This is a genomic window from Kosakonia pseudosacchari, from assembly GCF_015167415.1.
Lineage (GTDB): Bacteria > Pseudomonadota > Gammaproteobacteria > Enterobacterales > Enterobacteriaceae > Kosakonia > Kosakonia pseudosacchari.
The window spans coordinates 3,110,350-3,137,221 of record NZ_CP063425.1; the positions used below are offsets into that span (position 1 = coordinate 3,110,350).

Annotated in this window: 18 protein-coding genes; 12 read left to right on the forward strand and 6 right to left on the reverse strand. The window is 56.6% G+C overall.

The features are described from left to right. Nucleotides 1-127 precede the first annotated feature (127 nt). Nucleotides 128-1,711: a TerC family protein gene (locus IP581_RS14725; RefSeq protein ID WP_193820726.1), complete on the forward strand. Its 1,584-nt coding sequence runs from the start codon at nt 128-130 to the stop codon at nt 1,709-1,711. 41 nt (nt 1,712-1,752) lie between these two features. Here the strand turns inward: IP581_RS14725 and IP581_RS14730 are convergent, their stop codons facing one another. After that, nucleotides 1,753-2,508 carry a DeoR/GlpR family DNA-binding transcription regulator gene (locus IP581_RS14730; RefSeq protein ID WP_193820727.1) on the reverse strand — a complete coding sequence of 252 codons (756 nt, stop codon included), beginning with the start codon at nt 2,506-2,508 and terminating at the stop codon, nt 1,753-1,755. A gap of 82 nt (nt 2,509-2,590) precedes the next feature. On the opposite strand from IP581_RS14730, the gene IP581_RS14735 reads away from it, so the two are divergent. Beyond that, nucleotides 2,591-3,175 carry an NUDIX domain-containing protein gene (locus IP581_RS14735; protein ID WP_193820728.1) on the forward strand — a complete coding sequence of 195 codons (585 nt, stop codon included), beginning with the start codon at nt 2,591-2,593 and terminating at the stop codon, nt 3,173-3,175. 46 nt (nt 3,176-3,221) lie between these two features. Here the strand turns inward: IP581_RS14735 and asmA are convergent, their stop codons facing one another. The 3 genes from asmA to udk form a co-directional block, all read right to left on the reverse strand. Beyond that, complete coding sequence (asmA, locus tag IP581_RS14740; RefSeq protein WP_086868321.1) at nt 3,222-5,072, reverse strand: outer membrane assembly protein AsmA; 1,851 nt, start codon at nt 5,070-5,072, stop codon at nt 3,222-3,224. A gap of 25 nt (nt 5,073-5,097) precedes the next feature. Further along, nucleotides 5,098-5,679: a dCTP deaminase gene (gene dcd / locus IP581_RS14745; RefSeq protein ID WP_086868319.1), complete on the reverse strand. Its 582-nt coding sequence runs from the start codon at nt 5,677-5,679 to the stop codon at nt 5,098-5,100. Nucleotides 5,680-5,765: 86 nt separating this feature from the next. Further along, on the reverse strand, nt 5,766-6,407 hold the full coding sequence (gene udk / locus IP581_RS14750; protein WP_017458502.1) for a uridine kinase: 642 nt from the start codon (nt 6,405-6,407) through the stop codon (nt 5,766-5,768). Between the two features lie 353 nt (nt 6,408-6,760). Here udk and IP581_RS14755 point away from each other — a divergent pair, with 353 nt between their 5' ends. After that, entirely contained in the window at nt 6,761-10,090 is a 3,330-nt protein-coding gene (locus tag IP581_RS14755; protein WP_193820729.1) for a diguanylate cyclase, read from the forward strand. A gap of 157 nt (nt 10,091-10,247) precedes the next feature. Here IP581_RS14755 and alkA read toward each other — a convergent pair whose 3' ends face one another. After that, nucleotides 10,248-11,102 (reverse strand): DNA-3-methyladenine glycosylase 2, encoded by an 855-nt coding sequence (gene alkA / locus IP581_RS14760; protein WP_193820730.1) that lies wholly within the window; start codon nt 11,100-11,102, stop codon nt 10,248-10,250. Nucleotides 11,103-11,235: 133 nt separating this feature from the next. Here alkA and yegD point away from each other — a divergent pair, with 133 nt between their 5' ends. The 7 genes from yegD (at nt 11,236) to baeR (ending at nt 23,843) form a co-directional block, all read left to right on the forward strand. Then, entirely contained in the window at nt 11,236-12,588 is a 1,353-nt protein-coding gene (gene yegD / locus IP581_RS14765) for a molecular chaperone (protein WP_193820731.1), read from the forward strand. A gap of 180 nt (nt 12,589-12,768) precedes the next feature. Continuing rightward, entirely contained in the window at nt 12,769-14,004 is a 1,236-nt protein-coding gene (locus IP581_RS14770) for an MdtA/MuxA family multidrug efflux RND transporter periplasmic adaptor subunit (protein ID WP_193820732.1), read from the forward strand. Continuing rightward, nucleotides 14,004-17,126 carry an MdtB/MuxB family multidrug efflux RND transporter permease subunit gene (locus tag IP581_RS14775; protein ID WP_193820733.1) on the forward strand — a complete coding sequence of 1,041 codons (3,123 nt, stop codon included), beginning with the start codon at nt 14,004-14,006 and terminating at the stop codon, nt 17,124-17,126. The genes IP581_RS14770 and IP581_RS14775 overlap by 1 nt, the downstream gene beginning before the upstream one ends. After that, complete coding sequence (mdtC, locus tag IP581_RS14780; protein WP_193820734.1) at nt 17,127-20,204, forward strand: multidrug efflux RND transporter permease subunit MdtC; 3,078 nt, start codon at nt 17,127-17,129, stop codon at nt 20,202-20,204. It abuts the gene before it with no gap. Next, nucleotides 20,201-21,616, forward strand: coding sequence for an MFS transporter (mdtD, locus tag IP581_RS14785; RefSeq protein WP_193820735.1), 1,416 nt, complete (start codon nt 20,201-20,203; stop codon nt 21,614-21,616). Before mdtC ends, mdtD begins: the two co-directional genes overlap by 4 nt. After that, nucleotides 21,613-23,124, forward strand: a complete 1,512-nt coding sequence (baeS, locus tag IP581_RS14790; RefSeq protein ID WP_193820736.1) for an envelope stress sensor histidine kinase BaeS — start codon at nt 21,613-21,615, stop codon at nt 23,122-23,124. Before mdtD ends, baeS begins: the two co-directional genes overlap by 4 nt. Then, on the forward strand, nt 23,121-23,843 hold the full coding sequence (baeR, locus tag IP581_RS14795) for an envelope stress response regulator BaeR (protein ID WP_086868299.1): 723 nt from the start codon (nt 23,121-23,123) through the stop codon (nt 23,841-23,843). The genes baeS and baeR overlap by 4 nt, the downstream gene beginning before the upstream one ends. Before the next feature lie 41 nt (nt 23,844-23,884). Here baeR and IP581_RS14800 read toward each other — a convergent pair whose 3' ends face one another. Further along, nucleotides 23,885-24,349, reverse strand: a complete 465-nt coding sequence (locus IP581_RS14800; protein WP_193820737.1) for a helix-turn-helix domain-containing protein — start codon at nt 24,347-24,349, stop codon at nt 23,885-23,887. Nucleotides 24,350-24,583: 234 nt separating this feature from the next. Here IP581_RS14800 and IP581_RS14805 point away from each other — a divergent pair, with 234 nt between their 5' ends. Next, a complete protein-coding gene (locus IP581_RS14805; RefSeq protein WP_193820738.1) occupies nt 24,584-25,315 on the forward strand; it encodes a tetratricopeptide repeat protein in 732 nt (243 codons plus the stop codon). 117 nt (nt 25,316-25,432) lie between these two features. After that, nucleotides 25,433-26,794 (forward strand): prephenate-dependent tRNA uridine(34) hydroxylase TrhP, encoded by a 1,362-nt coding sequence (gene trhP, locus IP581_RS14810; protein ID WP_086868291.1) that lies wholly within the window; start codon nt 25,433-25,435, stop codon nt 26,792-26,794. Nucleotides 26,795-26,872: the final 78 nt, after the last annotated feature.

Consider the following 26,872-nt stretch of genomic DNA (forward strand, 5'->3'; position numbering starts at 1 on the left):
ACATTTAAAGCGTTTTAAATAACCACCTAAAATAAGATAAATCGCAGGCTAACATTGCAATTTATCTCAGCTTTATCCATGATCGCATTGTGACAATTGTCATATCACATAAGGTGTTACGTTAACGATGGAATGGATTGCCGATCCGTCAATCTGGGCTGGTCTGGTCACGCTGGTCGTGATTGAACTGGTGCTTGGTATTGATAACCTGGTTTTTATTGCAATTCTCGCCGAGAAATTGCCACCGGCGCAGCGTGACCGCGCGCGCGTCACCGGTCTGATACTCGCCATGCTGATGCGCCTGCTGTTGCTGGCCTCAATTTCCTGGCTGGTCACACTGACCCAACCTTTATTTACCATACGCGGCCTCAGTTTCAGTGCCCGCGATTTAATTATGTTAGTGGGCGGGCTGTTCCTGTTGTTTAAAGCAACGGTTGAACTCAACGAGCGCCTCGAAGGGAAAGACAGCGACAACCCCACGCAGCGGCGCGGCGCGAAATTCTGGGCCGTGGTAACGCAGATTGTTGTGCTGGACGCAGTGTTCTCACTGGATTCCGTGATCACGGCCGTAGGGATGGTTGATCACCTGGCCGTGATGATGGCGGCGGTGGTTATCGCCATTTCGCTGATGCTGCTGGCGAGTAAATCCCTCACCCGCTTCGTCAATAACCATCCTACGATTGTTATTCTGTGTCTCAGCTTCCTGCTGATGATCGGTTTTAGCCTGGTGGCAGACGGGTTTGGTTTCCATATACCGAAAGGATACCTGTACGCCGCGATTGGTTTCTCGGTAATGATTGAAGCACTGAACCAGCTGGCTATCTTCAACCGCCGCCGTTTTCTGTTCGCCAACCGCACGCTGCGCCAGCGTACCACCGAAACGGTCATGCGTTTGCTGAGCGGACGTAAAGAAGAAGCGGAGCTGGATGCCGATGCCGCCTCAATGCTGCGCGACGGCGACGATGATCAGATTTTCAACCCGCAGGAGCGGCGGATGATTGAGCGCGTGCTGAATCTTAATCAGCGTACGGTGAGCAGCATCATGACGTCGCGTCACGATATTGAACATATTGATCTGAGCGCGCCGGAAGCTGAAGTCCGCGCATTGCTGGATAAAAACCAGCATACGCGTGTGGTTGTCACCGGTGGCGAAGAGGATGACACCCTGCTGGGCGTGGTGCATATCCTCGATCTGCTCCAGCAATCGTTACATGGCGAACCGCTCGATCTGCGCGTGCTGGTGCGTCAGCCGCTGGTGTTCCCGGAAGGATTACCGCTGTTGCAGGCACTGGAACAGTTCCGTAATGCTCGTACTCACTTTGCGTTTGTGGTGGATGAGTTTGGCTCCGTTGAAGGGGTGGTCACCTTAAGCGATGTGATGGAAACTATCGCCGGCAATTTGCCCAACGAAGTAGAAGAGATTGACGCGCGCCACGATATTCAGAAAAACAGTGACGGTAGCTGGACGGCAAACGGTCATATGCCGCTGGAAGATCTGGTTCAGTATGTCCCGCTGCCGCTCGACGATAAACGCGAATATCACACCATTGCCGGACTGCTGATGGAGTATTTGCAACGTATTCCACAGCCGGGAGAAGAGGTGCAGGTGGGTGATTACCTGCTAAAAACGCTGGATGTTGAAAGCCATCGGGTGCAAAAAGTGCAGCTTATTCCGCTTGGCAGCGACACTAATCTCGATTACGAAGTGTAAAACATGCCGGGGTTCGCCCCGGCTATTTCCCGCCTGCTTTCCTACGCTTTAACAACCGCAATACCACGCCGGGCAAACGGCTCCAGTGTGCGCGCATCGGTTTGCGCATCAACCACCAGCGTATTGATAAGCCCGATATCGCCGATCACCCACGGTGAGGCGGTGTTTAATTTTTCCGGTGAGGCCAGCACCACTGTCTCCGCCGCCCTTTGCGCCATGGCATGCTTGATACGCGACTCTTCGAAATCACCCGTGCTTAAACCCGCCTCAACGTGCACGCCGGTCACTCCCATAAAAAAAAGATCGGCGCGCACGCGAGCAATTCCCTCCAGCGCCGCCGCGCCGACATTGACGATAGAGTGTTTATAAAGCTGGCCGCCAATCATCACCACATTAATAAATGGATGTTGTGCCAGCCCGACAGCGATACCTGGGCTATGGGTGACGACGGTAATGCGCAGATCTTCAGGGAAAAAGCGGATTAACTCACTGGTGGTGGTGCCACCATCAATCATCACCACTTGCCCGGGCGATACCAGCTCAGCCCCTTTCTGCGCGATCCGCCGCTTGGCATCCGATTGCAATGTTTGTCGCTCGGAAAAAGTAACCACCGCAGCCGATGCCGGTAACGCGCCGCCGTGAACCCGCTGCAAACGCCCTTCAGCCGCCAGTTCGCGCAAGTCGCGGCGCACGGTATCTTCTGAAATGCCGAATTGCTCACTGAGATTTTTTGACAGCACCTGCCCCTCTTCAGCAAGGCGGGCAAGGATCAGTTGTTTGCGTTGTGAGGTCAGCATGAGGTGCTCCATTTGCACGAAATTACCTTTTAATGCACGAAACTGCACGATAAGATGCAATCTTACGTCCTGAGGAGCCAATATGCCATCTGAAAATGCACAAGTACGCATTGTTGCGACCAAACCCTTATCCGAAGACTGGGGCAAACTGACGAAGTACACCTTTGATTTTCGCCGCAGAGACGGTGAATGGCAGCGCCAGAGCCGCGAAGTTTACGATCGCGGCAACGGCGCGGTGATCCTGCTGTACAACACCCGCAAACGCAGCGTGATCCTCACCCGACAGTTTCGTTTGCCGCTGTTCGTTAACCAGCACAGCGGCTTTTTACTGGAAGCAGCAGCCGGTTTACTGGATGAACTTGCCGCGGAAGCGCGTATAAAACAGGAAGCAGAAGAGGAAACCGGTTATCGGCTTGAGCAGGTGCAAAAGGTGTTTGAAGCGTGGATGAGCCCCGGTTCGGTCAGCGAAAAATTGCACTTTTTTATCGCCGAATATGATGACAGCCGCCGCATCGGTGATGGCGGCGGTTTAGCAGAGGAAGGCGAGGATATCGAAGTCGTGGAGATGGATTTCGCCGCGGCACTGGCGGCTATCCGCAGCGGTGAGATTGCCGACGGTAAAACCATTATGCTGTTACAGCACCTGGCGCTGGAAGGCATTTTGTAAATTGCTTTGCCGGGTGGCGGAGCGTCCACCCGGCAAACTGTCTCGCTTACATCTTCTCGAGCAGTTTTTTCACATCTTTGCCGCTCTGGCGATCTTTATTGCGATCCGCCCAGTCATTTAACCGGCGTTTCGCTTCATCCTGCAGATGTTTACGCAGCAATTGATCCACTTGCAGGCTGTAGTTGAGCGCCTGCCATTTACCGTATACACGCAGTGGAACCGGGGTATTTTTCAGGAAATCGATAAGCTCGCTCTGCCCTTTCCAGCCTTCCATGACACGCACTTCAAAGCGGGTATCGGCCTGCTCTTTCAGCAGGTCCATTTCGCCTTCCCCGGTAAGTGACAGCAGCGCAGAACTGCCCTGCATATCACTGAATTTCATTAACCCTTTATCCAGCGACACATCGCTGGTGAAGCTATCAAGGCGCGTGGCGTTATCGTAGTTTTCCTGCGCCTGTACATCGCTGCTGCGCGCCACGGCCTGCTGCACCAGTTGCTGGAAGTTGAGCCCTTCCATACGGCTGTTTTTCAAATCGACGTGCGCCTCACCCTGCCAGTGGCGGCGGAAATCCTCGGCATCAATATTTGGCCCGGAGAAATCCCCCGCCATGCTCAGGCTGCCCGTCAGGGCAATCGGGTAATTAAAGGCTTTCAGGATGGTGCCAATTTCAACGTTATCCAGTTTTGGCTGGAAGGTCGCAAGGGAGCCCTCACCGCGCACATCCAGCTCGCCAGGTAGCGAGATCTCTCCGTTGCCCATTTTGCCTTGCAAGGTGGGAATCGACAGCAAACCGGCATTATTATTGAATTGCCCGACCACATCCGCAAACTGCATACCGCGCCAGCGCACGCTTTTCGCACGAATGCCAATCTGTGCGGTAAAACTGCGTAACCCGTTGTACTCCGGCGCATCCAGACTGGTGGAGATAACCGGCCGCGGCAGGCGGTTTTGCGCCTGCCCTTGCTGCTGCGGCGAACCGCTGTTATCGGCGGTCTGCTCCGGCGGTAACAAATTATCAAGGTTGAGAGAATCAAACTGTAAATCGAGCGCCCACACCGGCAGGTTGCCAAACGTCACGCTGCCGTTACCGGTAAGCGCGGTGTCGTTCGCGCGCAGGCTCAGATCATTGAGTGTCAGGCGTTGCTGCGCACGTTGCCACTGCGCCTGTAAGCGCCCTTCTCCTTCGATTCCCTGCGTCGGGACATCGCCGCCCTGCAATTGCCATTTCAGGTTATCGACGGCGGCGGTGAGGTTATGCGGATAGTCGCGGGCATCGACTTGCGCGCTGAAAGAGAGGGTTAAATCACGTTGATTGCGGTTAATGCGCCCGGCGAAATCAAGCTTTGCCTGGTGCAACGAATCCTGCTCCATTTGCAGGCGGATATCGCGCACCGTCAGTTGTTCATCATCATCGTGCTGGAATACCAGCAGGCTATCAACTACTTGCAGGCTGGCAATATCCCATGACCAGCCGCGATCCCCTTCCACCTGCGGCAGGTTGTTTTCACGCGGTGCCACGGGAGCGCCTTTTTGCGGCGCAGCGGCGCTTTGCGGCGTTAACTGGATAACCGCGCCTTTCAGCATCACCTGTTTGACGTGCAACTGGTGCGAAAGCAGCGGCCAGAGATTCACGTCAAGGCGCATATTGTCGGCTGCGACCACCGGCGTCTGCGCACCGGGAGCGGTTAAGGTCATCCGCCCTGAGAGAATGCTAAGCTGCGGCCAGACATGCCAGCGCAGCGGGCCATCAAGCTGCAATTGATAACCGCTACGGGCTTCAACCTGACGCACCATATAAGCGCGAAAATCGTTGGGATTGACCAGCAGTACCAGCGCCGAAAGGCCGGCTACCAGCACGACCAACAGGATCATCAGCGTGGTTAACACTCTTCTCATGGCGTCCTCAGTAGGTCTACTTCACTCAGTCTTTATCAATACGGCTGGCGACCGCGCCTTGCTGATCACGATATTTCGCATCTTCACGGCGGTTATAAGGGCGTTCTGCCGGGCCGGAGAGCGGCTCGAAGCTCAACGCGCCAATCAACATGCCTGGACGCAATGCCAGCGGGAGTTTGCCTGAATTATAGAACTCCAGCACGATGCAACCGGACCAGCCGGGATCGATACGGTGCGCGGTAACGTGCACCATCAGACCCAGACGCGCCAGCGAAGAGCGACCATCCAGCCAGCCGACCAAATCCGCAGGCAGTGTGACGGACTCATACGTCACCGCCAGCGCCAGTTCCCCCGGGTGCAGGTAAAAAGCGTCGCCGTCTGCCAGCACAATTTCATCACTCATCACCCGGTCAAGCGCGGCGCTGACTTCGTGTTTCGGGCCGCTGAGATCGATAAACGCCGCCGTGTGCCCGCTGAATGTGCGGAATTTGTTGCCCAGGCGGACATCAACCGTCGCACCGTTAATACGCTCAACCGGCGGGCGCGGGTTAATCGCGAGCCGACCGTCGTTCAACCAGGCTTCAATATCTCGGTCACAAAGACGCATGGCACATTCTCCTTTTGATGCGGCATACCCCTGAGCGCGCCTCAGGGGTCGGACAAATTAATACGAACGGTGACAGCCTAACATTATTACTCAAAGAATTGGCTGATTTTGGCTTTCAGAATATCAATGGCGATGCGGTTTTTACCGCCGCGCGGCACGATAATATCGGCGTACTGTTTGGAGGGTTCAATAAACTGCAGGAACATTGGACGCACGGTTTTTTGGTATTGTGCCATGACCGAATCCATTGAACGGCCACGCTCGTTAACGTCACGTTTAATACGGCGCATCAGGCAGATATCCAGCGGCGTATCGACGAAAATAGAGAAGTTCATTGCATCGCGCAGGCGTGAATCGGTCAGCAGCAGGATCCCTTCCAGAATGATGACTTTTTTGGCTTCAATGCGAATGGTTTCTTGCGTACGGGTATGTTCTACGTAGCTATAAACCGGTAACTCAATGGCTTCGCCGCGTTTAAGCGATTCTAAATGCTGGAATAACAGGCTGTGATCCATCGCGCTCGGATGGTCATAGTTGGTTTTTACACGTTCTTCCATCGACAGATGGCTTTGATCTTTGTAGTAACTGTCTTCGGGAATAACGCCAATATGTTCATCACCTACCTGTTCGCGCAGTTCGCGGTAAAGCGTGCTGGCAATAAGGCTTTTACCTGAAGCGGATGCGCCGGCGATGCCGATAATGACGCACTGATGAGACTGATCAGTCATAAATTTAGCGACCTGATAACCTGGATGTAAAGGAAGGGCGACGCCAGAGCGTCAAACGCCGCAATTATAGGGATTTCACCGTCACGATACCAGTCGAATAGACACGGGATTCAGGTGTGCTAAAAAGTCGCCATTTTTTACCCGCAAAACGCATTATTCGCAAAGCAAACCGCTCAAAAATGGAGCGCGATACGCGTTTTATTCATCCACTAAGTAATTAATAACACTATGATGTCAAATTATGAGCGCCCGGCATAGGAATTGTAAATTGTTTGTACTAGCATAATCCAAATTTCAAATTTCATTCGTCGGACTCTGTTCCGGACGGCACAGGGCTTGCGGATTAAGCGGTAATGAAGAAACAACACCAGCGCGTTTTGGTTACCACACCCTATCCTGGACTGCGGCTCCTCAGTTTAGGCTTACTCTCTTTTATCTTTACCCTGTTCTCGCTGGAATTGATCCGTTTTGGTACCGTCATTGCCCCGCTCTGGTTTCCCACCGCGATCATGACCGTGGCGTTTTACCGCCACGCGGGTAAGATGTGGCCCGGCATCGCCTTTGCCTGCGCGCTGGGCAATGTTGCCGCTACCGTGCTGCTTTTTTCCGTTTCTTTTGTCGATCTGCGCTATACCGCCGTCAATATTGTTGAAGCGGCCGTTGGCGCGGTACTGCTGCGTAAACTGTTGCCCTGGTATAACCCGCTGCAAAATCTGGGCGACTGGATCCGCCTTGCCATTGGCAGCGCAGTGGTTCCGCCGCTGGTCGGCGGTGCGCTGATCTGTCTGCTGGTAGCGCCAGAAAACGTGTTGCGTACCTTTATTATCTGGGTGTTGTCAGAATCCATCGGCGCGCTGGCGCTGGTGCCGCTCGGGCTGTTATTCAAACCGCACTATTTGCTGCGCCATCGCAAACCGCAACTACTGCTGGAAACACTGGCGACGCTTGCCATTACGCTGACGCTTAGCTGGCTGTCGCTGCACTATTTACCGTGGCCTTTCACCGCCGTCATTGTGTTGTTGATGTGGAGTGCGGTTCGTCTGCCGCGCATGGAAGCGTTTCTGGTGTTTCTAATAACCGTCATGATGGTGTCGTTGATCATCGCGCGGGAGCCGAACCTGATTATCGCGCCGAAAAGCGGCGTAATGACCAACGCGCCCTGGCTGCCATTTTTGATGATCCTGCTGCCGGTTAACGTGATGACAATGGTGATGTACGCCTTTCGCGCCGAACGTAAGCACATTACCGAAAGCGAAGAACGTTTTCGTAACGCCATGGAATATTCCGCCATTGGCATGGCGTTAGTCGGCACCGATGGGCAGTGGCTGCAGGCCAACAAAGCGCTGTGCCAGTTTCTGGGTTACAGCCAGGATGAACTGCGTTTAATGAACTTTCAGCAACTCACCTGGCCGGAAGATTTACAAAAAGACCTCGAACTGCTTGATCAACTGATTCGCGGCGACATTCCTACCTACTCGCTGGAAAAGCGCTATTACACACGTAATGGCAATCTGGTCTGGGGGCTACTGGCCGTTTCCGTCGTGCGCCATGCCGATGGCACCCCGCTCTATTTCATTGCCCAGATAGAAGATATTAACGACCTGAAGCAGACCGAGTGGGTGAACAAACGCTTGATGGAGCGCATTACCCTTGCGAACGAAGCAGGTGGTATCGGTATCTGGGAGTGGGAGCTGGAGCCAGACATCATCAGTTGGGATAAACGTATGTTTGAGATGTACGAAGTCCCTGCGCATATCAAACCAACCTGGCATCTGTGGTACGAACGCATTCTGCCGGAGGATCGCCCGGAAACCGAGCGCGTTATCCGCGATGCGCTGGCCGCCCGCGTCGCCTTCAAGCTGGAATTCAGAGTGCCGGTTAAAGAGGGGATTCGCCATATCCGCACCCTTGCCAACCGCGTGCTCAATAAGAACGGCGAAGTTGAGCGGCTGCTCGGCGTCAATATGGACATGACCGAGGTGAAACAGCTTAACGATGCGTTGTTCCAGGAAAAAGAGCGGCTGCACATTACGCTGGATTCCATCGGCGAAGCGGTGCTGTGTACCGATATCGATATGAAAGTCACTTTTATGAATCCGGTGGCGGAAAAAATGAGCGGCTGGCCGCAGGAACAGGCCATTGGTCAGCCCTTGTTGACCGTGCTGCGCATCACCTTCGGCGATAACGGTCCGGTGATGGAAAACATTCATAGCGGCGATATGTCGCGTACCGCGATTGAGCAGGATGTGGTGCTGCACTGTCGCACCGGCGGTAGCTTCGATATCCACTACAGCGTCACGCCGTTAAGCACGCTGGACGGGCAAAATATCGGCTCGGTGCTGGTTATCCAGGATGTCACCGAGTCGCGCAAGATGCTGCGCCAGCTCAGCTACAGCGCCTCTCACGACGCCCTCACCCATCTGGCGAACCGCGTCAGTTTTGAAAACCATCTCAAGCGCCTGCTGGTGACCGTACAGGAGTTCCACCAGCGACACGCGCTGGTGTTTATCGATCTCGACCGCTTTAAAGCAGTAAATGACACAGCCGGGCATGCCGCAGGTGATGCCTTGTTACGTGAAATATCCTCACTGATGCTCAGCATGTTGCGCTCAACCGATATCCTCGCCCGTCTCGGCGGTGATGAGTTTGGCCTGCTGCTGCCGGACTGTAATGTCGAGAGCGCGCGCTATATTTCCGGGCGGATGATTGAAGCCATCAATGATTATCACTTTATGTGGGAAGGTCGCCTGCACCGCATCGGCGCCAGCGCCGGGATTACGATTATTGATGAGAGCAATTACCAGGCATCAGACGTCATGTCGCAGGCGGATATCGCCTGTTACGCCTCCAAGAACAATGGTCGCGGCATCGTGACCGTCTACGAAGCGCAGCAAGGGCTGATGCAGCATGAGCGCAACATGATGTCGCTGGATGAGCAGTGGCACATGATCAAAGACAACCATTTGCTGATGATTGCGCGCGGTGTGGCCTCTCCGCGCGTGCCGGAGGCCTGCAATTTCTGGCTGCTGTCGCTGCGCCTGTGGACTAGCGAAGGGGAAGTGATGGAGGAGCACGCGTTCCGCTCAGGGTTGTCGGAACCGGAACTTATCCGCGCACTCGACAGACGGGTGTTTCACGAATTTTTCCGCAACCACGCAACGGCCGTCGCCGGTAAAGGCCTTGGCGTCGCGCTGCCGCTTTCCGTCGTTGGGCTGGCAAGTCAGTCTCTGGTGGCAGAACTGCTGCAAATGCTGGAAAGCGGACCACTGCCGGGTCGTTTGCTGCATCTGATTATTCATGCCGATGCGCTGATGCGTGAAGGCAACACGATTAATGAGAATCTCAAACGCCTGCGCCATGCGGGTTGCCGCATTATTTTCAGCCATATCGGGCACGATCTGGAAGTGTTTAACCACCTTACACCGCATATGGCCGACTACCTGTTGCTGGAGCCTGAGTTAGTCACCAACGTCCACGGCAACCTGATGGACGAGATGATGGTGACCATTATTCAGGGCCACGCCCAGCGACTGGGCGTGAAGAGCATCGCCGGACCGACCCACCAGCCACTAATGATGGATACCCTGTCGGGAATCGGTATCGATTTGATCTACGGGGATATTATTTCGCAGGCGCAGCCGCTGGATTTGATGCTTAATAGCAGTTATTTCGCCATCAACTGACAAGAGGTAATAAGGCTATTTTACTTGCCATTTTGAAACCGGGCAGTGCTCAAAATCCTCACGTACTACGTGTACGCTCCGGTTTTTCCGCGCTGGCCGGTTCCAAACTTGCTGCGCCAATAACGCCTTATTTTCCTCTTGGGCTCAATTAATAGCCTTATTTCTCCTCCATCTCGGGCTGCCAGCCAACGCTATACCAGACATGCAACAACGCATATGAACGCCACGGCTGCCAGCGCGCCGCGTAACGGCGAATTTGCGCAGGCGTCATCCCGGCAAAACGCTGCTTAATAAGGTAATCATCCGGCAGGAAGACATCTTTCGCCTGCCAGCCACGCAGCGCGAAATAGTTCGCGGTCCAGCGCCCGATACCCGGCCAGGTTTGCAGCGCTTTCACCCCTTGTTCCACATCTGCGGGTGGGCTGAGCGGGAATGTACCGTCGCATACCGTCTGCGCGAGAAAAATGAGCGACTCCGCGCGTTTTAACGGCATCCCCAACGCTTTCAGATCCTCCGGTTGCGCTTGTGCCAGTTGCTGCGGCGCGGGAAAGCAAATCATTCCCGGCACGTCTGCCAGCGGTTCACCGAAGCGCTGCGCCACTTTTGCTGTCAGTTTCGCTGCCATCGCCACACTTACCAGTTGCCCCAAAATCGCCCGCACCGCCTGTTCAAACGGGTCCATGCTGCCCGGCAAACGCAAACCGGGACGCGCCGCACCAAGTGAGCCCAGCGCCGTGTTCACCCTTTCTGCGTTGCAATCCAGATCAAACAAACCACGCAGGCGCGCCAGGCAGTGTTCAGCCACTGGCACAAGCCCATCGCTGATCGTGACCTTCAGCGTCGTAGTAGCGAAGTCAGGCTCGGCGGTGATTAACCCACGATGCCCGTGGTAATGGTAAGTGCGCACATAACGCGTTGCGCTAATCTCCTCCACGCCCGCCACGGCGCGCGCGCGTAAAAAATCAAACATCCACGCCCAGTCATACGGCTTGCGCCAGTGCAGTGTGTACATAGCAACTCCTGAATAGTGACGCTAACAGCATAACAAACCGGGGATTTTCCGCCTTGCTTTCATATTCCGGTTGTCGCCCGCCACGCATTCGGCTAAAGTCGCCCCCCTTCTTCACTGGCATGGGGATAAACACGTGTTTGTTGGTTTTGACTACGGTACGGCAAACTGCTCGGTCGCGGTGATGCGCGACGGTGCAGCGCAGCTGCTGAAAATGGAAAATAACAGTAATTTACTCCCGTCGATGCTCTGCGCACCGACGCGTGAAGCGGTCAGCGAGTGGCTCTATCGCCATCATCAGGTTCCGGCGACAGACGGCGAAACCCAGGCGCTGTTGCGCCGGGCGATGAGCTTTAACCGCGAGGAAGATATTGAGGTTAGCGCCGCCAGCGTACAGTTTGGGCTGGCGTCATTGCGTCAATACGTCAGCGATCCGGAAGAAGTGTACTTTGTTAAATCACCGAAATCCTTCCTGGGCGCCAGCGGCCTGAAACCGCAGCAAATCGCCCTGTTTGAAGACCTGGTGTGCGCCATGATGCTGCATATTCGCCAGCAGGCGGAAACGCAATTGCCGGAAGGTATTGATCAAGCGGTGATTGGCCGCCCGATTAACTTCCAGGGGCTTGGCGGCGATGAAGCCAACGCGCAGGCGCAAGGTATTCTTGAGCGCGCCGCGAAACGCGCCGGGTTCCGTGATGTGGTGTTCCAGTTCGAACCGGTCGCCGCCGGGCTCGATTTTGAAGCCACGCTGAGTGCGGAAAAACGGGTACTGGTGGTGGATATCGGCGGCGGTACGACCGACTGCTCATTATTGCTGATGGGACCGCAGTGGCGCGATAAGCAAGAGCGCGCCGCCAGTCTGTTAGGGCATAGCGGCTGCCGCGTTGGCGGTAACGATTTAGATATCGCGCTGGCATTCAAAAGCCTGATGCCACTGCTCGGGATGGGCGGTCAGACAGAAAAAGGTATCGCACTGCCGATCCTGCCCTGGTGGAATGCGGTAGCGATTAACGATGTTCCCGCGCAGACTGAGTTTTATAGCGCCGCCAATGGCCGCTTGCTGAACGATCTCCTGCGCGACGCCCGTGATGCAGAAAAAGTCGCCCTGCTGGTCAAAGTGTGGCGGCAACGCCTGAGCTACCGGCTGGTGCGCAGCGCTGAAGAGAGCAAAATCGCCCTTTCCGACGACACACAGGTTACCGCTCCCCTGCCCTTTATTAGCGATGACCTCGCGGCGGCAATTGACCAGGATGGCCTGGAAAGCGCGCTAAATCAGCCGCTGCAACGCATCCTTGAACAGGTGCAACTGGCGCTGGAAAACAGTGCGGAAACACCGGAAGTGATTTATCTCACCGGCGGTAGCGCGCGTTCACCGCTGATTAAAAAAGCGCTGGCGCAAACCCTGCCGGGGATCCCGATTGCGGGCGGCGATGACTTTGGCTCCGTCACCGCCGGTCTTGCGCGTTGGGCGCAGACACTGTTTCGTTAAGATCTCGCCGGGAGGATCCCTCCCGGCATTATTTTCTTCTTTAAAATCCCCCTAACGCAAATTACCCTTCCTGCCATACGTTTCCAGACAGTGTTTCATTTTTCCTCCATTTTTCCGGGGCGTGCCGTTACTAAACTAGTATTATTTCGCCATTAGTTTTCCAATGAGATACCCATAACGATGAAAGGTAGTGTTACGTTTCGCCGCACGCTTGTCGCGGTCGTGGTCATGGCGGTAGCGGGCGTAGCCTGGTACCATTTCGCGCACAAAGACAACGCCTCCACCGCAACCGGTCAGACTCAGCGCCAGGGCGCGCCGGGCGGCGGTCGCCATGGAATGCGCGGCGGCGCGCTGCCGCCGGTGCAGGCCGCAACAGCAACCCGTGAAGCCGTACCGCGTTATCTCTCCGGGCTTGGCACCATCACCGCCGCGAACACCGTTACCGTGCGCAGCCGCGTTTCCGGCCAGCTTATGGCGATCCATTTTCAGGAAGGTCAGCAAGTAAAAGCGGGCGATCTGCTGGCGGAAATCGACCCAAGCCAATTTAAAGTGGCTCTGGCGCAAGCCCAGGGGCAACTGGCGAAAGATAAAGCCACGCTCGCCAACGCCCGCCGCGACCTTGCCCGCTACCAACAACTGGCGAAAACCAGCCTGGTTTCACGCCAGGATCTCGACAGCCAGCAGGCGCTGGTGACCGAATCAGAAGGCACCGTGAAAGCCGATGAAGCCTCTGTTGCCAGCGCGCAGTTAGAACTGGACTGGAGTCGCATCACCGCCCCCATTTCCGGGCGAGTGGGTTTAAAACAGGTGGATATCGGCAACCAAATCAGCAGTAGCGACACCACCGGTATCGTGGTGTTGACGCAAACGCACCCCATCGATCTGGTATTTACCCTGCCGGAAAGCGAAATCGCTACTGTGGTACAGGCGCAAAAATCGGGCCAGCAGCTGGTGGTGGAAGCCTGGGATCGCACCAATAAACAGAAGCTCAGCAGCGGCACATTATTAAGCCTCGATAACCAGATTGACGCCACCACCGGCACCATCAAATTGAAAGCCCGCTTTGATAACCAGGACGATGCCCTGTTCCCGAACCAGTTCGTCAACGCACGCATGCTGGTTGCCACGCAGCAGGATGCGGTAGTGATCCCGGCGGCCGCCCTGCAAATGGGCAACGAAGGTAATTTCGTCTGGGTTCTGAACGATAAAAATCAGGTCAGCAAACACACTGTGACGCCAGGTATTCAGGACAGCCAGAAAGTGGTGATTGCCGCCGGTCTGTCGGCGGGCGATCGCGTGGTGACGGACGGCATTGACCGCCTGACCGAAGGGGCGAAAGTGGAAGTTGTGGATGCGAAAAACGCCGACGCCGTACCGGCAAAGCGTGAACATCCGGCCAAAGGAGCGCATTCCTGATGCAGTTGCTACCGCCGGGCCGGACGGGCGGCCCTTCCCGTCTGTTTATCTTGCGTCCGGTCGCCACTACGCTGTTGATGGTGGCGATCCTGCTTGCCGGTATTATCGGCTACCGTTTTCTGCCCGTTTCCGCGCTGCCTGAAGTCGATTACCCGACCATTCAGGTGGTGACGCTCTACCCCGGCGCCAGCCCCGATGTGGTGACGTCAGCGATCACCGCGCCGCTGGAGCGCCAGTTTGGTCAGATGTCCGGCTTAAAACAGATGTCGTCGCAAAGTTCCGGCGGCGCGTCGGTGGTGACCTTGCAGTTCCAGCTCAGCCTGCCGCTGGATGTCGCCGAACAGGAAGTGCAGGCGGCGATGAATGCCGCTAACAGCCTGCTGCCGTCCGATCTGCCCAACCCGCCGGTCTACAGTAAAGTTAACCCGGCAGATCCACCGATTATGACGCTCGCCGTCACCTCTTCCGCCATGCCCATGACCCAGGTGGAAGATATGGTGGAAACGCGCGTCGCGCAGAAAATTTCGCAGGTTTCCGGCGTCGGCCTGGTGACGCTTTCTGGCGGTCAGCGCCCGGCAGTGCGCGTCAAACTCAATGCCCAGGCGATTGCTGCTCTCGGGCTGACCAGCGAAACCATTCGCACCGCTATCAGTAATGCCAACGTCAATTCGGCGAAAGGCAGCCTCGACGGTCCAACCCGCGCCGTCACGCTTTCGGCCAACGATCAGATGCAGTCGGTCGAAGAGTATCGCCAGTTGATTGTCGCGTATCAGAATGGCGCGCCGATCCGGCTTGGCGATATCGCGACCGTTGAACAAGGCGCAGAAAATAGTTGGCTTGGCGCCTGGGCCAATAAGCAGCAAGCGATTGTCATGAACGTCCAGCGACAGCCGGGGGCGAACATTATCGACACCGCCGACAACATTCGGACGCTGCTGCCGCAGTTAACCGAAAGCCTGCCAAAATCGGTGACGGTGAAAGTGCTGTCGGATCGCACCAACAATATTCGCGCATCGGTCGATGACACCCAGTTCGAACTGATGCTGGCAATCGCGCTGGTGGTGATGATCATCTACGTCTTTCTGCGCAATATCCCGGCGACCATTATTCCTGGCGTGGCGGTGCCGCTGTCGCTGGTCGGGACCTTCGCGGCGATGGTGTTCCTCGGTTTCTCCATCAACAACCTGACGCTGATGGCGCTGACCATCGCTACCGGCTTTGTGGTCGACGACGCCATTGTGGTTATCGAAAATATCTCGCGCTACATCGAAAAAGGCGAAAAACCGCTGGCCGCCGCCCTGAAAGGGGCCGGCGAGATTGGCTTCACCATTATCTCCTTGACGTTCTCGTTGATTGCAGTATTGATTCCGCTGCTGTTTATGGGGGATATCGTCGGCCGCCTGTTCCGCGAATTTGCCGTTACGCTGGCAATCGCCATACTGATTTCCGCGATTGTGTCGCTGACGCTGACGCCGATGATGTGCGCACGCATGCTGAGCGCCGAATCCCTGCGCAAACAAAACCGTTTTTCCCGCGCGTCGGAGCGTTTTTTCGAACGCGTCATCGCGGCCTACGGCAGGCTCCTTAGCAAAGTGCTCAATCACCCGTGGCTGACGCTGAGCGTGGCAGTCGGCACGCTGTTTTTGTCGATCATGCTGTGGGTGTTCATTCCGAAAGGTTTCTTCCCGGTGCAGGACAACGGCATTATCCAGGGAACGCTGCAAGCGCCGCAATCCGCCTCCTTTACCAGCATGGCAGAACGCCAGCGCCAGGTGGCTGACATTATCCTGCGCGATCCGGCGGTAGAAAGCCTGACCTCGTTTGTCGGTGTCGATGGCACCAACCCGTCGCTTAACAGCGCACGGCTGCAAATCAACCTGAAACCGCTGGATGAGCGCGACGATCGCGTCCAGCCAGTGATTGAGCGCCTGCAACAGGCCGCGGCGAAGGTGCCCGGTGTCGCGCTCTACCTGCAACCGACGCAGGATTTAACCATTGATACCACCGTCAGCCGCACGCAATATCAGTTCACCTTACAGGCCAACTCGCTGGATGCGCTCAGTACCTGGGTGCCGCAACTGGTGAGTAAACTGCAGGCGCTGCCACAACTGGCGGATGTCAGCAGCGACTGGCAGGACAAAGGCCTGGTGGCCTACGTTAATGTCGATCGCGACAGTGCCAGCCGCCTTGGCATCAACATGGCAGATGTGGATAACGCGCTGTATAACGCGTTTGGTCAGCGGTTGATCTCCACCATTTACACCCAGGCAAACCAGTATCGCGTGGTGCTGGAACACGACACGACACAAACCCCAGGCCTTTCCGCGCTCGACAATATTCGCCTGACCAGTACAGATGGCGGCATCGTGCCGCTCTCATCGATTGCAAAAGTGGAGCAACGCTTCGCACCGCTGAGCATCAACCATCTGGATCAATTCCCGTCGACAACGATCTCCTTCAACGTGGCGGAGGGGTATTCGCTCGGCGATGCGGTGCAGGCCGTGCTGGATAGCGAGAAAACGCTCAACTTCCCGACGGACATCACCACGCAATTCCAGGGCAGCACGCTGGCGTTCCAGGCGGCGCTTGGCAGCACCATCTGGCTGATTGTCGCGGCAGTTGCGGCGATGTATATCGTGCTTGGTGTGCTGTACGAGAGCTTTATTCACCCCATCACTATCCTGTCGACATTGCCAACGGCAGGCGTTGGCGCGCTGCTGGCGCTGATGGTTTCCGGCAGTGAACTGGATGTGATTGCTATCATTGGCATTATTTTGCTTATTGGTATCGTCAAGAAAAACGCCATCATGATGATCGATTTCGCCCTCGCCGCCGAACGCGAAGAGGGCATGTCGCCGCGCGATGCGATTTTCCAGGCCTGTTTACTGCGTTTTCGCCCGATATTAATGACCACCCTGGCGGCACTGCTCGGCGCGCTACCGTTAATGCTGAGCACCGGCGTCGGCGCAGAATTACGCCGTCCGCTGGGAATTGGCATGGTCGGTGGTTTGCTGGTGAGCCAGGTGCTGACACTCTTTACGACGCCGGTGATTTACCTGTTGTTCGACCGTCTGTCGCTGGCGGTGAAAAAGCGTTTTCCACGTCGTGAAGAGGAGGCGTAAGTGAAGTTTTTCGCCCTCTTCATTTACCGCCCGGTGGCGACGATTTTGATTTCGCTCGCCATTACGCTGTGCGGCATTCTCGGCTTCCGGCTTCTGCCGGTCGCCCCGTTGCCGCAGGTCGATTTTCCGGTGATTATGGTCAGCGCCTCGCTGCCGGGCGCGTCGCCGGAGACTATGGCCTCCTCCGTGGCGACGCCGCTTGAGCGCTCGCTCGGGCGCATCGCCGGGGTCAGTGAAATGACCTCATCCAGCTCGCTCGGCAGCACGCGTATTATTCTTGAGTTTAATTTCGATCGCGATATCAACGGCGCGGCACGCGATGTGCAGGCGGCGATCAACGCCGCGCAAAATCTGTTACCAAGCGGTATGCCCAGCCGCCCAACCTATCGCAAAGCAAACCCGTCTGCGGCTCCCATCATGATCCTGACGCTCACGTCGGACACCTATTCGCAGGGGCAGTTGTACGACTTCGCCTCAACGCAACTGGCGCAAACCATCGCGCAGATTGACGGCGTGGGCGACGTTGATATTGGCGGCAGTTCGCTACCCGCCGTGCGTGTGGATTTGAACCCGCAGGCGCTGTTTAACCAGGGGGTGTCGCTGGATGCGGTGCGTACGGCCATCAGTAATGCCAACGTGCGCAAACCGCAGGGCGCAGTGGAGGACGGCGCGCAGCGCTGGCAGGTGCAAACCAATGATGAGCTGAAAACCGCCGCCGAATACCAGCCCTTAATCATTCACTACAAAAACGGCTCCGCTGTACGCTTAAGCGATGTCGCTAAAGTCACGGATTCGGTACAGGATGTGCGCAACGCCGGGATGACCAATGCGAAGCCCGCCATTTTGCTGATGATCCGCAAGCTGCCGGAAGCCAATATTATTCAGACAGTCGATAGCATTCGCGCGCGTCTGCCGGAGTTGCAACAAACCATTCCCGCGGCGATCGATTTGCAAATCGCCCAGGATCGTTCGCCGACTATTCGCGCTTCGCTGGCCGAGGTCGAACAAACACTGGTTATCTCGGTGGCGCTGGTGATCCTCGTGGTGTTCCTGTTTTTACGTTCAGGTCGCGCAACGCTGATCCCGGCGGTTGCCGTTCCCGTCTCGCTTATCGGCACCTTTGCCGCCATGTATTTATGCGGCTTTAGCCTGAATAACCTGTCGCTAATGGCGCTGACGATTGCCACCGGTTTTGTTGTCGATGATGCCATTGTGGTGCTGGAAAATATCTCGCGCCATCTGGAAGCGGGGATGAAACCATTGCAGGCGGCGCTACAAGGTACGCGTGAAGTGGGTTTTACCGTGCTGTCGATGAGTATCTCGCTGGTGGCGGTGTTTCTGCCGCTGCTGCTGATGGCGGGATTGCCGGGACGACTGCTGCGCGAATTCGCCGTCACGCTGTCGGTGGCGATTGGTATTTCGCTGCTCATTTCCCTGACTCTAACGCCGATGATGTGCGGCTGGTTGTTAAAAGCGCATAAACCGCGCGAGCGCAGCCGGGAAAAAGGCTTCGGCCGTCTGCTGGTGGCGCTACAGCGGCAGTATGCCCGCTCGCTGAAATGGGTACTCAACCACGCGCGGCTGGTCGGGCTGGTGCTGATAGCCACCATCGCGCTCAATATCTGGCTCTATATTTCGATTCCGAAAACCTTCTTCCCGGAGCAGGATACCGGCGTGCTGATGGGCGGGATTCAGGCCGACCAGAGCATTTCGTTTCAGGCAATGCGCGGCAAATTGCAGGACTTTATGAAGATCATTCGTGACGATCCGGCGGTGGATAATGTCACCGGTTTTACCGGCGGTTCACGCGTTAACAGCGGTATGATGTTTATCACCCTGAAATCACGCGATGTGCGTAAAGAAACTGCGCAACAGGTGATTGATCGTCTGCGCGGCAAGCTGGCCAAAGAGCCGGGCGCGAGCCTGTTTTTGATGGCCGTGCAGGATATTCGCGTCGGCGGTCGCCAGGCCAACGCCAGCTACCAGTTCGCCTTGCTGTCGGACTCGCTCAGCGCGCTACGCGAATGGGAACCTAAAATCCGCAAAGCCCTTGCCGCGTTGCCGGAGCTGGCGGACGTTAACTCGGATCAACAGGATAACGGCGCGGAGATGAACCTGGTGTACGACCGCGAAACCATGTCGCGGCTCGGTATCAGCGTTCAGGCAGCCAACAGCCTGCTGAATAATGCTTTCGGTCAACGGCAGATTTCCACCATCTACCAGCCGCTAAACCAGTACAAAGTGGTGATGGAAGTCGACCCGCGCTACACCCAGGATGTCAGCGCGCTGGATAAGATGTACGTCATCAACAGTGATGGCAAAACCATTCCGCTCTCCTACTTCGCGAAGTGGCAGCCCGCGAACGCGCCACTATCGGTAAATCACCAGGGGTTGTCGGCGGCATCGACCATTGCCTTTAACCTGCCAACGGGAACCTCATTATCACAGGCCAGCGACGCCATTAACCGCGCAATGACGCAGCTTGGCGTGCCTTCCAGCGTGCGCGGCAGTTTTGCCGGTACCGCGCAGGTATTCCAGGAGACGATGAACTCGCAGGTCATTCTGATCCTGGCGGCAATTGCGACGGTCTATATCGTGCTGGGGATTTTGTACGAGAGCTATGTTCACCCGCTGACCATTCTCTCTACCCTGCCCTCGGCGGGCGTGGGCGCGCTGCTGGCGCTTGAGCTTTTCGGCGCGCCGTTCAGTTTGATAGCGCTGATTGGCATTATGCTATTGATTGGGATTGTAAAGAAAAACGCGATTATGATGGTCGACTTCGCGCTCGAAGCGCAGCGCCAGGGGAACCTCACCGCTGAAGAGGCGATTTTCCAGGCCTGCCTGCTGCGTTTTCGCCCGATCATGATGACCACGCTGGCGGCGCTGTTTGGCGCGCTGCCATTGGTTATCTCCGGTGGCGACGGCTCCGAACTTCGCCAGCCGCTCGGTATCACCATTGTCGGTGGGCTGGTAATGAGTCAGTTGCTCACCCTGTACACCACGCCGGTGGTCTATCTCTTCTTCGACCGCCTGCGCATGCGTTTTAGTCGCCACGAAAGAGAGCCAGTTAGTGAATGAATGAGCTACCAAACAACATCCGCTGGCAACTATGGATTGTCGCCTTTGGTTTTTTTATGCAGTCGCTGGATACCACCATTGTTAACACCGCGCTCCCCTCGATGGCGAAAAGCCTCGGGGAGAGCCCGCTGCACATGCATATGGTGGTGGTCGCCTATGTGCTGACGGTGGCGGTGATGCTGCCCGCCAGCGGCTGGCTGGCTGACAGGGTTGGCGTGCGAAACATCTTTTTTGCCGCCATTGTGCTGTTTACCACTGGCTCACTGTTTTGCGCCCAGGCTTCCACACTCGATCAGTTGGTCATGTCGCGCGTGCTGCAAGGCGTTGGCGGCGCGATGATGGTGCCGGTCGGCAGGCTAACGGTGATGAAAATTGTTCCGCGCGATCAGTACATGGCGGCAATGACCTTTGTCACCCTGCCGGGGCAGATCGGCCCACTACTCGGCCCGGCGCTTGGCGGTATGCTGGTGGAATATGCTTCCTGGCACTGGATTTTCCTGATTAACCTGCCGGTGGGTATTCTCGGTGCGATTGCCACCCTCAGCCTGATGCCCAACTACACCCTGCAAACCCGCCGCTTTGATATGGCGGGTTTTGTGCTGCTCGCGGGCGGCATGGCAACGCTGACGCTGGCGCTTGATGGCAATCGCGGGCTGGGGCTAACGTCATGGCAACTTGGCGTGCTGGTGGCGGTGGGCGCGGCCGCGATCCTCTTTTATCTGCTGCATGCCAGGGGCAACGACGGGGCGTTGTTTAATCTGCGGTTGTTCCGCACGCCCTCATTTTCACTGGGTCTGGCCGGCAGTTTCGCCGGGCGCATCGGCAGCGGGATGTTGCCGTTTATGACGCCGGTGTTTTTGCAGATTGGTCTGGGGTTTTCGCCCTTTCACGCCGGGTTGATGATGATCCCGATGGTGCTCGGCAGTATGGGGATGAAACGCATCGTGGTGCAGGTGGTGAACCGTTTTGGTTACCGCCGCGTGCTGGTCTGCTCCACGCTTGGCCTGGCTGTCATCAGCCTGCTGTTCATGGGTACCGCCCTGCTCGGCTGGTATTACCTGCTGCCGGTGGTGCTGTTCTGCCAGGGGATGATCAACTCGATGCGCTTCTCCTCCATGAACACCTTAACGCTCAAAGATCTGCCCGATGAGCTGGCCAGCGGCGGCAATAGCCTGCTGTCGATGATCATGCAGTTATCGATGAGTATCGGCGTGACCGTTGCCGGTCTGCTGCTCGGCCTGTTTGGTCAGCAGCATCTGTCTGCGGACAGCGGCGTGGCGCACCATGTTTTTCTTTACGCTTACCTCAGCATGGCGGTGATTATTTCACTTCCGGCGTTGCTCTTCGCCCGCGTCCCGAACGACGCCAGCCAGAACGTCGTGATTGCCCGTCGCCACAGGAGAGAATCATGAAATTCTGGCGGCCGGGTATTACGGCCAAACTGTTTCTGGCAATTTTAGCCACCTGCATTGTTCTGCTGATCACCATGCACTGGGCGGTGCGCCTCAGCTTTGAGCACGGTTTTATTGACTACATTAAGCGCGGCAACGAGCAGCGCCTGCAAATGCTGAGCGACGCGCTGGCCGAGCAGTATGCGCAGAACGGTAGCTGGCAGTTTTTGCGTAACAATGACCGGGTGATTTTCCAGCTCTTGCGTTCATTCGAACGGGATAATGACCACGATGAAGACCGTCCCGGCGAGCCACCGCGCGGGATGCAAGGCGAACCGCCGCCGGGGATGGAGCGCGACATGGGCCCGCCCCCGGAAGGGGAAATGGCGCACGATTCCCGCCCACCGCCGCCGGATATGCCGCCGCGCGGCTGGCGCACCAAATTCTGGGTTATCGATCAGGACGCTAACGTACTGGTCGGCCCGCGTTCGCCGGTGCCAACGGACGGCACTCGCCGGGCGATTGTCGTGAATAACGCAACCGTCGGCTGGGTTATCGCGTCGCCGATTGAGCGCCTGACGCGCAACACCGATATCAACTTTGATCGCCAGCAGCGGCGCACCAGTTGGTTAATTGTCGGGCTTGCCACTCTGCTCGCCGCACTGGCTACCTTCCCGCTGGCGCGCGGTTTACTGGCTCCGGTAAAACGGCTGGTCGAGGGCACCCACCGGCTCGCCTCGGGTGATTTCTCCACCCGCGTCACGCCTGGTAGCCAGGATGAACTTGGTCGGCTGGCGCGCGACTTTAACCAGCTCGCCAGCACGCTGGAGCGCAACCAGCAGATGCGCCGTGACTTTATGGCGGACATTTCGCACGAACTGCGCACGCCGCTGGCGGTGCTGCGCGGCGAGCTGGAGGCGATTCAGGATGGCGTGCGGCAATTCACACCGGAATCGGTGGCCTCGCTGCAGGCGGAAGTCGCCACGCTCACCAAACTGGTCAACGATCTGCATCAGTTGTCGATGTCCGATGAAGGGGCGCTGGCCTACCAGAAAGCGCCGGTGGATGTGGTGTCGCTGGTGGAGATCGCCGCAGGCGCGTTCCGCGAGCGTTACGCCAGCCGCAATCTGACACTTTCCCTTGAAATGCCCACCAGCGCCACGGTGTTTGGCGATCCCGATCGCCTGATGCAGCTCTTTAACAACCTGCTGGAAAACAGCCTGCGCTACACCGATGCGGGCGGGCAAACGCTTATCCAGGTCATCAACCGCGATAACACGCTGGTGATGCGTTTTGCCGACAGCACACCGGGCGTCAGCGATGAGCAACTCAAACGGCTGTTCGAGCGCTTTTATCGCACAGAAGGCTCGCGTAACCGCGCCAGCGGCGGCTCCGGCCTGGGGCTGGCTATCTGTTTGAATATTGTGGAAGCGCACGGTGGCGCTATCCATGCGGCGCACTCGCCATTCGGCGGGGTTAGCATTACAGTTGAACTACCGCTTGAACGCGAAAAAACGAGAGATGTATGACTGAGTTACCGATCGATGAAAACACGCCACGCATCCTGGTTGTTGAAGATGAGCCAAAGCTTGGGCAGTTGCTGCTCGACTATCTGCGCGCGGCAAGCTACGCGCCATCGCTGATTAACCACGGCGATCAGGTGCTCGCTTACGTGCGCCAGACGCCGCCGGATCTGATCCTGCTGGATTTGATGCTACCCGGCACCGACGGGCTAACGTTATGCCGGGAGATCCGTCGTTTTTCTAACGTGCCCATTATTATGGTGACAGCGAAAATCGAAGAGATCGACCGCCTGCTGGGGCTGGAGATTGGCGCGGATGATTACATCTGCAAACCTTACAGCCCGCGCGAAGTGGTGGCGCGCGTGAAAACCATTCTGCGCCGCTGCAAACCACAGCGCGAACTGGAGCGGCTGGACGCGGAAAGCCCGTTGATTGTCGATGAAGGCCGTTTTCAGGCGAGCTGGCACAATAAACTGTTGGATCTGACGCCCGCGGAGTTTCGTCTGCTGAAAACGCTTTCCAGCGAGCCGGGTAAAGTCTTCTCCCGCGAGCAATTACTTAACCATCTGTATGATGACTACCGCGTGGTGACGGATCGCACCATCGATAGCCATATCAAAAACCTGCGTCGCAAACTCGAAGCGCTGGATGAGGAGCAATCCTTTATCCGCGCCGTTTACGGTGTCGGTTACCGCTGGGAAGCCGACGCCTGCAAACTAGCATGAGCCGTATGTCGGGCGCACGCGCCCGACACGCTCCGGTCGTGCTATTTACGCAGCAACCGCTGCAAACGTTGCTTATGCCACTGGCTAATCAGATTCGCGAAGACAAAAATCCGCAACCCTTTCACCGCCACCAGCCCGCCCCAAATCGCCGCCACCCACAATGACCAGTCGCTATCCGGCGCGGTGCTGCGATTGAGGAAAAACAGCAGCACGCAGACGATAACGGCGGTAATCAACATGCGCCAGAAGCTGCTTTCGGCGTCGAGTTGTTCCCGCGCAGCGGTAATGCGTTTATCCAGCGCCTCTTCACCCGCCTCGCTCTGCGCGGAAAGCTCGGTGACGCTGACGCCAAACACCGCCGCCAGCGCGCTGAGTGTTTCCAGCGAAGGCTGATCGCCATTTTCAATTCGCTGTACCGTTCTGACGCTCAGCGCCGCCATCTCCGCCAGTTGTTCCTGTGACCAGGCACGAGCCAGACGTAATGCTTTTACTTTGCTATCGCTCATATTCTTTCTCCTGATGAATCCGGCCTGTAGTGTCACCCAACCCCGCAGACAGCAACACGATCCGCACCTGACAGCAACCCGACAGCAGCCTGACACGGCCTGTCGCCAAGTATAACCTCAGTGAATACGTCTTTCGTGAACAACAGCGCAATCCTCTGTATGATGGCGGGCGTCTGAGGGCATGGCGTCGTTTCGCCAGCCGCCAGGCCTAACAACAATAAAAGGAAAGGGATAGTGAGGAAATACTACTACGGTGCGCTGACACTCTTATTGGCAGCGTTCAGCTGCCAGGCGGAGCTTACCGAAGCGCAGATGGATGCAGACTGCGCAAAAATCGCCGATTATGCCAAACAAGGCGATCAGTATTACAAAGCGAAAGACTACCCCAAAGCGCGCGAGGCTTTCGAAGAACAGGCGGCATGGCTGGAGCAGTGCGAATTAGGCAAAGATAAACCGAACGGTGTGTTGATAGCGACCGCCTACAACAACGTGGCACTGACCTGGATCCGCCAGGGCGAGTACCGTAAAGCGCAGGCGTGGCTGTCCATTATGCCGGACGATGAAAAGTCGAAATATAACCTCTCGCGTATTCAGGATAAGTTACACGCGCTGCCAAAACCGGCTTCCGCCGCAGGGGAATACTGGCAGTACGCCGGGATGAGCCAGTGGGAAGTCATCACGCTTAAACCTAAAAGTGAAGAGACCTGGCAGGCTGACTGGTCCGGTCTTTATTTCGGCATCATGGGGCTTTACTCCGGGCCGAATATGGGCGAGTTCAGCGAAAAAGTGACGCTGAAAAGCGGCAAAGGCGACATCGTTTTGCGTGAGGAAGGCATTTCGCAGTGCACCATTTCGTTAAGTCTGGCGGCGGATCTCAACAGGCTGGAGATGAAAACGGATGACGCAATGAATTGCGGTTTCGGCCATAACGTCAGCGCCGATGGCACCTACCTGCGCGTGAACTAACACGCGGGTTTACTCCCCCGACTCGCGGCGCTACAATTCCCGCCCTAAATTTAGGGGAACTCCCCTACTGCCTCACTGCGGTGAGGCTGTCTGACCTGTCATCAGAATGAGAACATCATGTTTAAACCGGAACTCCTCTCCCCGGCGGGAACGCTGAAAAATATGCGTTACGCTTTCGCCTATGGCGCAGACGCGGTTTACGCGGGCCAACCGCGTTACTCGCTGCGCGTGCGCAATAACGAATTCAACCACGAAAACCTGCAAATCGGCATTAACGAAGCCCACGCGCTGGGTAAGCAGTTTTACGTAGTGGTGAACATTGCCCCGCACAACGCCAAGCTGAAAACGTTTATTCGCGACCTGAAACCGGTGGTGGATATGGGGCCGGATGCGCTGATTATGTCCGATCCCGGTTTAATTATGCTGGTGCGTGAAAACTTCCCGCAGATGCCGATTCACCTCTCCGTGCAGGCCAACGCCGTTAACTGGGCAACCGTGAAGTTCTGGCAGCAAATGGGGCTGACCCGCGTGATCCTTTCGCGCGAATTGTCGCTGGAAGAGATTGCCGAAATCCGCGCCCAGGTTCCGGAAATGGAGATCGAAATCTTCGTTCACGGCGCACTGTGTATGGCTTATTCCGGCCGCTGCCTGCTCTCGGGTTATATCAATAAACGCGATCCGAACCAGGGCACCTGTACCAACGCCTGCCGCTGGGAATATAACGTGCAGGAAGGCAAAGAGGACGCCATCGGCAATATCGTGCATGTCCATGAACCGATCCCGGTGCAGAACATTGAACCGACGCTCGGCATCGGCGCGCCGACCGATAAAGTGTTCATGATTGAAGAAGCCCAGCGTCCGGGCGAGTACATGACCGCCTTCGAAGATGAGCACGGCACTTACATCATGAACTCGAAAGATCTGCGGGCAATTGCGCATGTTGAACGGTTAACGCAGATGGGTGTGCATTCGCTGAAAATCGAAGGCCGCACTAAATCCTTCTACTACTGCGCGCGCACGGCGCAGGTTTATCGCAAAGCGATTGACGACGCCGCCGCGGGCAAGCCGTTCGACACCTCGCTGCTGGAGACGCTGGAAGGGCTGGCGCACCGTGGTTACACCGAAGGGTTCCTGCGCCGTCACACCCATGACGACTATCAGAACTATGAATACGGTTATTCCGTTTCCGAACGCCAGCAGTTTGTCGGTGAATTTACCGGTGAGCGCAAAGGCGATCTTGCGGCGGTAGCGGTGAAAAATAAGTTCTCCGTGGGCGACAGCCTGGAGTTGATGACCCCGCAGGGCAACGTCAACTTTACGCTGGAGCATATGGAAAATGCCAAAGGCGAAGCCATGCCGGTCGCGCCGGGAGACGGTTATACTGTCTGGCTGCCGGTTCCGCAGGATATGGCGCTGGAATATGCGCTGTTGATGAGAAATTTCACCGGGCAGTCAACACGCAATCCTCACGCGAAGTGATTGAGCAGGGTTATTTTTTCGGCGCGAAAAATCTTAGAATCGGATCACATACCGCCCCGTTTAATACGGGTATTATCC

Excerpts from the sequence above, each read along its gene's own strand:
- baeS (WP_193820736.1), top strand. The coding sequence starts at position 21,613 with ATGAAATTCTGGCGGCCGGGTATTACGGCCAAACTGTTTCTGGCAATT.
- IP581_RS14800 (WP_193820737.1), bottom strand. The coding sequence starts at position 24,349 with ATGAGCGATAGCAAAGTAAAAGCATTACGTCTGGCTCGTGCCTGGTCA.
- mdtD (WP_193820735.1), top strand. The coding sequence starts at position 20,201 with ATGAATGAGCTACCAAACAACATCCGCTGGCAACTATGGATTGTCGCC.
- asmA (WP_086868321.1), bottom strand. The coding sequence starts at position 5,072 with ATGAGAAGAGTGTTAACCACGCTGATGATCCTGTTGGTCGTGCTGGTA.
- IP581_RS14755 (WP_193820729.1), top strand. The coding sequence starts at position 6,761 with ATGAAGAAACAACACCAGCGCGTTTTGGTTACCACACCCTATCCTGGA.
- IP581_RS14730 (WP_193820727.1), bottom strand. The coding sequence starts at position 2,508 with ATGCTGACCTCACAACGCAAACAACTGATCCTTGCCCGCCTTGCTGAA.
- trhP (WP_086868291.1), top strand. The coding sequence starts at position 25,433 with ATGTTTAAACCGGAACTCCTCTCCCCGGCGGGAACGCTGAAAAATATG.
- IP581_RS14735 (WP_193820728.1), top strand. The coding sequence starts at position 2,591 with ATGCCATCTGAAAATGCACAAGTACGCATTGTTGCGACCAAACCCTTA.
- baeR (WP_086868299.1), top strand. The coding sequence starts at position 23,121 with ATGACTGAGTTACCGATCGATGAAAACACGCCACGCATCCTGGTTGTT.
- IP581_RS14770 (WP_193820732.1), top strand. The coding sequence starts at position 12,769 with ATGAAAGGTAGTGTTACGTTTCGCCGCACGCTTGTCGCGGTCGTGGTC.
- dcd (WP_086868319.1), bottom strand. The coding sequence starts at position 5,679 with ATGCGTCTTTGTGACCGAGATATTGAAGCCTGGTTGAACGACGGTCGG.
- IP581_RS14775 (WP_193820733.1), top strand. The coding sequence starts at position 14,004 with ATGCAGTTGCTACCGCCGGGCCGGACGGGCGGCCCTTCCCGTCTGTTT.
- IP581_RS14725 (WP_193820726.1), top strand. The coding sequence starts at position 128 with ATGGAATGGATTGCCGATCCGTCAATCTGGGCTGGTCTGGTCACGCTG.
- udk (WP_017458502.1), bottom strand. The coding sequence starts at position 6,407 with ATGACTGATCAGTCTCATCAGTGCGTCATTATCGGCATCGCCGGCGCA.
- alkA (WP_193820730.1), bottom strand. The coding sequence starts at position 11,102 with ATGTACACACTGCACTGGCGCAAGCCGTATGACTGGGCGTGGATGTTT.